At 54.0% G+C, this 4,964-nt stretch carries 6 protein-coding genes; 2 read left to right on the forward strand and 4 right to left on the reverse strand.

From position 1 onward, the window contains the following. The first annotated feature begins 404 nt into the window (after positions 1–404). Complete coding sequence (locus tag ACSZPU_RS23300) at positions 405–806, forward strand: Exc2 family lipoprotein (protein ID WP_499003743.1); 402 nt, start codon at positions 405–407, stop codon at positions 804–806. 61 nt (positions 807–867) lie between these two features. On the opposite strand, the gene ACSZPU_RS23305 is transcribed toward ACSZPU_RS23300, so the two are convergent. Beyond that, positions 868–1,662, reverse strand: a complete 795-nt coding sequence (locus ACSZPU_RS23305) for an SDR family NAD(P)-dependent oxidoreductase (protein ID WP_499003749.1) — start codon at positions 1,660–1,662, stop codon at positions 868–870. Positions 1,663–1,802: 140 nt separating this feature from the next. Further along, a complete protein-coding gene (locus tag ACSZPU_RS23310) occupies positions 1,803–2,252 on the reverse strand; it encodes a winged helix-turn-helix transcriptional regulator (RefSeq protein WP_499003754.1) in 450 nt (149 codons plus the stop codon). Between the two features lie 153 nt (positions 2,253–2,405). Between ACSZPU_RS23310 and agp the strand changes: the two genes are divergently transcribed. Beyond that, on the forward strand, positions 2,406–3,647 hold the full coding sequence (agp, locus tag ACSZPU_RS23315; protein ID WP_499003758.1) for a bifunctional glucose-1-phosphatase/inositol phosphatase: 1,242 nt from the start codon (positions 2,406–2,408) through the stop codon (positions 3,645–3,647). A 33-nt stretch (positions 3,648–3,680) separates the two neighbouring features. Here agp and ACSZPU_RS23320 read toward each other — a convergent pair whose 3' ends face one another. Beyond that, positions 3,681–3,908 carry a YccJ family protein gene (locus tag ACSZPU_RS23320; protein WP_499003763.1) on the reverse strand — a complete coding sequence of 76 codons (228 nt, stop codon included), beginning with the start codon at positions 3,906–3,908 and terminating at the stop codon, positions 3,681–3,683. A gap of 20 nt (positions 3,909–3,928) precedes the next feature. Further along, complete coding sequence (wrbA, locus tag ACSZPU_RS23325; RefSeq protein ID WP_499003766.1) at positions 3,929–4,525, reverse strand: NAD(P)H:quinone oxidoreductase; 597 nt, start codon at positions 4,523–4,525, stop codon at positions 3,929–3,931. Between the last annotated feature and the right edge of the window lie 439 nt (positions 4,526–4,964).

Genomic DNA, 4,964 nt, shown 5'->3' on the forward strand with positions numbered 1-4,964 from the left:
GGCCTCATTTCTCGCTGCCGTCCAGATCAGATGCATCGCTCTCTGGGCTAAAATCTTGTGACGACACTATCTAGTCATTAAGGTTTTATTAATAAATAAGATGTATTGATAATCTGCCTGCTTGTTCAGGGAACGCGGGCAGATTTTTATGGCAACCCAGAGACAATTCTATAATGAGAAAATACCCCAACATCGCCACCGGGGCAGGATTCTGCCTGCCTGCACTTCTGGCTGTTCCGGCGATTGTCTGGCTGACGGCGTGGCGCTGATTAACCGTATTGTTCCGCTTCAGGGTGAGCGTCTGCGCTAACGTTATCAGCCATTTTTATTCTTATGCCCTGTGTGATCAACACGTTAGGCTTCGCTTTGAGTAGACTGCTGGCAGGACTCATAAGGATAGAATAATGAAAAAGATAGCGTTAATGGTCATGGCAGTTGCTCTTGCAGCATGTAGTACACAAACTTCTGTGGAACGCCACGCTCGACATTTTGCTTACAATGCATCGGGCACTTTGAATGGCAATATGGCAACCGATCGAGGGGGCATGGTGGAACTCAATTTACCGAAGTTTCGCAATATCTATGCCCGGGGCGCGGCAGACCGGCAAAAAGGGGTGACCCTGGCGCAGGCGACTGAGATTGCTGATGCAACGCGTAAGCTCGGTCAGGAGCAAAACCAGGTGGAGCACCATTTCACCCCGAATAAGCAGGATAAGTGGAAAGAAGACGCGGAGGCTAAAGACAATGTGCTTTGGTATAACGAACTGGCGGGTGCCTATCTTGACGGCTACAACGGCGTGAAATAACCGCATCACACGTGAAAAGATTCGCCAGTCAATTCGTCGGCTGGCGAACCTGATATTACCCTCAGACTATCGGGTAGCGTGAGGCGGGCGTGCCGTTACGCGATGCGCCGAACAGCGCCAGACGCGCCTCCTCCCAGCGTTGCCACAGGGCAAGATCTTCCACCGGCGGAATGGTCACCAGCTCCCCCTGATCCAGGCCGGCCAGCGCCGCATCCACCAGATGTTCGGTGGTCATCACCGACCCGGCGGGCAGTGAGTCCAGTGTCACCCCTGAATGTCCCCAAATTTCTGTCGCCGTCGCCGCAGGCAAAACCGCCTGAATCCGCACCGCGCTGTCGGCAAATTCCTCCTGCAAGCCACGGGTGAAATTCAGCACCCAGGCTTTGGTGGCGCTGTAAACGGCGCTACCCGCCCGGGCATGAAACGCCAGCACAGAAGCGATATTGATGATGGTCCCACGGTTTTGCTCAACAAAGCGCGGCAGGACTGCCAGCGTCAGGCGCATCAGCGCCGTGGTGTTAAGGGTGTTGAGCGCTTCATGCGACTCGGCATCTGAGGAGAGGAACGGGGCGAGGTTGGCGGCCCCGGCGTTATTGACCAACAGCTCAATGGCGCTGTTTTGCCGTAACGTCTCTTCGACGCGCTCAATCCCTTCCGCTTTGCTGAGATCGGCAATCAGCGTGCTCACGCGTACGCCGTAGCGTTTTTCCAGCGCGCTCGATAGTGTCTGTAAGCGGTCGGCGCGGCGAGCGACCAGCACCAGGTCGTAATTGCGGGCTGCCAGTCGGTCGGCATAAACCGCGCCAATGCCGGATGATGCGCCAGTGATAAGCGCGATACTGCGTTGCGTAGCCATTGTTATACCCCGTCAAAGCGAAAGTGAAGTAAAAGGTTTTATAATGAAACTAAATCCAGCATGATATATTTGGTTTTATAATGCAACCATTTCAGATGGCAAAATGTGCGCTCTTGCGACACGCAACATTAAGGCATTGATTAATCAGCGTCAGGATAGCGAGGAACAATCTCGTTGGGTTGCAAAGGGCGGCCATCTTCCGCCCGCAGCTGTAATTTCTGTAGCGGCTGACGGAACACATTATCGACCAGCACGGTGCCGCACTCATCGTCGGCATACAGATGGTCATTACCCCATTGTGACAGGGCTACCAGCACGGTTTGCAGGGCACGCCCTTTCGCCGTCAGCACGTATTCCTGCCACGCGCTGCCGTCGGAGGCGGGCTGTAATTTCAGGATATCTTCATCGACCAGCAGTTTCAGGCGCGTGGTGAGCATATTTTTGGCGATACCCAGACTCTTTTGAAATTCACCGAAGCGCGTCACACCACGCAGCGCATCACGCACGATAAGTAATGACCACCAGTCGCCAATCACATCCAGTGAACGGGCAACAGGGCAGGCGCTGGCTTCAAGGCGGGTACGTTTCATATTCGCTCTCCGGTTAATAGTTTTATTATAAAACTACATTTGCTCACGGGAAAGCGATGTGTGCGAGATGTCACTTCTGCGCTGCGTTTCACTGCAAAGCTTTACAAATATGTCACACTTTCACTTCACCAACATCAGGATGAGGAAGGCAGGATGAAGCATTCAGTATGGACTCTCGCGTTTGCCGCGACATTGCCGTTCACGACGAACGCACTGGCAGACACCACGCCGCAGGGATATCAGCTTGAACAAGTGCTGATCATGAGCCGCCATAACTTGCGTGCGCCACTGGCGAATAATGGCAGCGTGCTGGAACAATCCACGCCCAATAAGTGGCCGGAATGGGAAGTGCCTGGTGGGCAATTGACTACCAAAGGCGGGGTGCTTGAGGTCTACATGGGCCACTACATGCGTGAATGGCTGGCGGATCAAAAGCTGGTGACCTCCGGTGAATGCCCGACGCCGGGAATGGTTTACGCCTATGCTAACAGTTTGCAGCGCACGGTTGCCACCGCACAGTTCTTTATCACCGGCGCGTTTCCGGGGTGTGATGTCCCGGTGCATCATCAGGAAAAAATGGGGTCAATGGACCCGACATTTAATCCGGTTATCACCGATAGCACCGCCGCGTTTGGTGAGCAGGCGATAAAAGCGATGGAGGCGCAGCATCAGAAAGATTCCCTGAGTGAGAGCTATCAGTTACTGGAGAAAATCGTCCGCTACGATCAGTCGCCATCGTGCAAAGAGAAGCAGCTCTGTACGCTGGCCAGCGCCACGGACACCTTTAGCGCGTCGGTACAGCAGGAGCCGGGTGTATCCGGGCCGTTGAAAATTGGCAATTCGCTCGTTGATGCTTTTACGCTGCAATACTACGAAGGTTTCCCGACGGACCAGGTGGCGTGGGGAGAAATCAGAACCGAGCAGCAGTGGCGCCTGCTCTCGAAGATCAAAAACAGCTATCAGGATGCGCTGTTCACGTCACCTGACGTGGCGCGCAACGTGGCGAAACCGCTGGTGAAGTATATCGACAAGGCGCTGGTGAGCGATGCGGCCAACACGCCGAAGGTGACGGTGCTGGTGGGGCATGATTCCAACATCGCCTCGCTGCTGACGGCGCTGGATTTTGCGCCATATCAGCTTCACGATCAGTTCGAGCGTACGCCCATTGGCGGCAAGATTGTTTTCCAGCGCTGGTATGACAGCCAGCGTAAACGCGAGCTGATGAAAATCGAGTATGTCTATCAGAGCAGCAACCAGCTGCGTAATACACAGGTGCTGACGCTGAAAGCTCCGCCGCAGCGCGTGACGCTGGCGCTGAAAGGCTGCCCGATTGACGGTGAAGGTTTCTGCCCGCTGGAGAAATTCAATGCGGTGGTAAACGCGGCGGCGAAATAAAAAAATCCCCCGCACAGGCGGGGGAGAGTCTGGTCAGACGTTTTGACGTTCGATGGTCTGTTCGCCCCAGAAGAGCGCGTCTTTGTCGGTTTTTGCAAAGGCGCGCATCAGCACTTCATCGCTGCCTTCTTCCCAAATTTTTTCCGCCAGCACCTCGTCGTAGTCAGCGACCTCGAAGATCGCTTCGGTAATTTCCGGTGAAGTGTTGCGTAAGCTGGCCCATTCACCAACGCGGTGGGCTTTTGCTTCTTGAGTAGGCATTGATCTCCTCCTGTGGAAGGTTAACCGTTCAGTTTGACTGCCAGACCGGCGACGTATTCCCCCTGGTAGCGGGCAATCGCCAGTTCTTCGGGGCTTGGCTTACGAGAACCGTCGCCCCCGGCGATGGTCGTCGCGCCGTAAGGAGTACCGCCGCGTACCTGTGAAACATCAAACAATTCCTGCGCGGCGTATCCGATGGGCACAATGACCATGCCATGATGTGCAAGCGTAGTCCATGTGGATGAAATGGTGTGTTCCTGGCCGCCACCGGTTCCCGTAGAGCTAAAGACGCTGGCGAGTTTGCCGTACAGCGCGCCGGAGGCCCACAAGCCGCCGGTCTGGTCAAGGAAGGTGCGCATCTGGCCGGACATATTGCCAAAGCGGGTAGGGGTACCAAAGATGATGGCGTCGTATTCTGCCAGCTCCTGCGGCGTGGCGACTGGCGCATTTTGCGTTTTGCCCCCGGACTTCAAAAACAGTTCAGGCGGCATGGTTTCGGGCACGCGCTTGATAACCACCTCTGCGCCTGACACTTTCTCTGCCCCTTCTACTATTGCATGAGCCATGGTCTCGATGTGTCCATACATGGAATAATAAAGCACCAGCACTTTAGCCATTTGTATCACTCCTCGATTTGACGTTATCAGGCGATATGTCGCCGCGTTCACTTAAGCGTATGCCCTGGTGGGCAGAGTGCAAATTTGAGCACCATTTCCTTGATTAATAACAAATTAGACGGTGTTATTTTGGCTGTTGCAATTTGACACATTTTAAACGCAGCCGTTTTTTAAAGCATAAGAGTGGCTTAACATTTATCGGTGAAAAAAATCACCTCTTTGCCTGATTACCTGTTGCAGGATATTACGATTCACTGGCTGATTAACCTTGCTCTACTACGCTTAGATCCACGTGGCGCAGACATTGGCACAGCCATGTCGTCGCGCGGTGAAAGAATCCTCTTTTACTGAATGCAGTATGATGTCTAGATAGTGTCGTCACAAGATTTTAGCCCAGAGAGCGATGCATCTGATCTGGACGGCAGCGAGAAATGAGGCC

The sequence above is a fragment of the Phytobacter sp. V69 genome (assembly GCF_965644215.1).
In the GTDB taxonomy this organism is placed as follows: Bacteria; Pseudomonadota; Gammaproteobacteria; order Enterobacterales; family Enterobacteriaceae; genus Phytobacter.

Bases quoted from the DNA above. Each gene is read 5' to 3' on its own strand.
- ACSZPU_RS23300 (WP_499003743.1), top strand. From the start codon at position 405: ATGAAAAAGATAGCGTTAATGGTCATGGCAGTTGCTCTTGCAGCATGT.
- ACSZPU_RS23305 (WP_499003749.1), bottom strand. From the start codon at position 1,662: ATGGCTACGCAACGCAGTATCGCGCTTATCACTGGCGCATCATCCGGC.
- ACSZPU_RS23310 (WP_499003754.1), bottom strand. From the start codon at position 2,252: ATGAAACGTACCCGCCTTGAAGCCAGCGCCTGCCCTGTTGCCCGTTCA.
- agp (WP_499003758.1), top strand. From the start codon at position 2,406: ATGAAGCATTCAGTATGGACTCTCGCGTTTGCCGCGACATTGCCGTTC.
- ACSZPU_RS23320 (WP_499003763.1), bottom strand. From the start codon at position 3,908: ATGCCTACTCAAGAAGCAAAAGCCCACCGCGTTGGTGAATGGGCCAGC.
- wrbA (WP_499003766.1), bottom strand. From the start codon at position 4,525: ATGGCTAAAGTGCTGGTGCTTTATTATTCCATGTATGGACACATCGAG.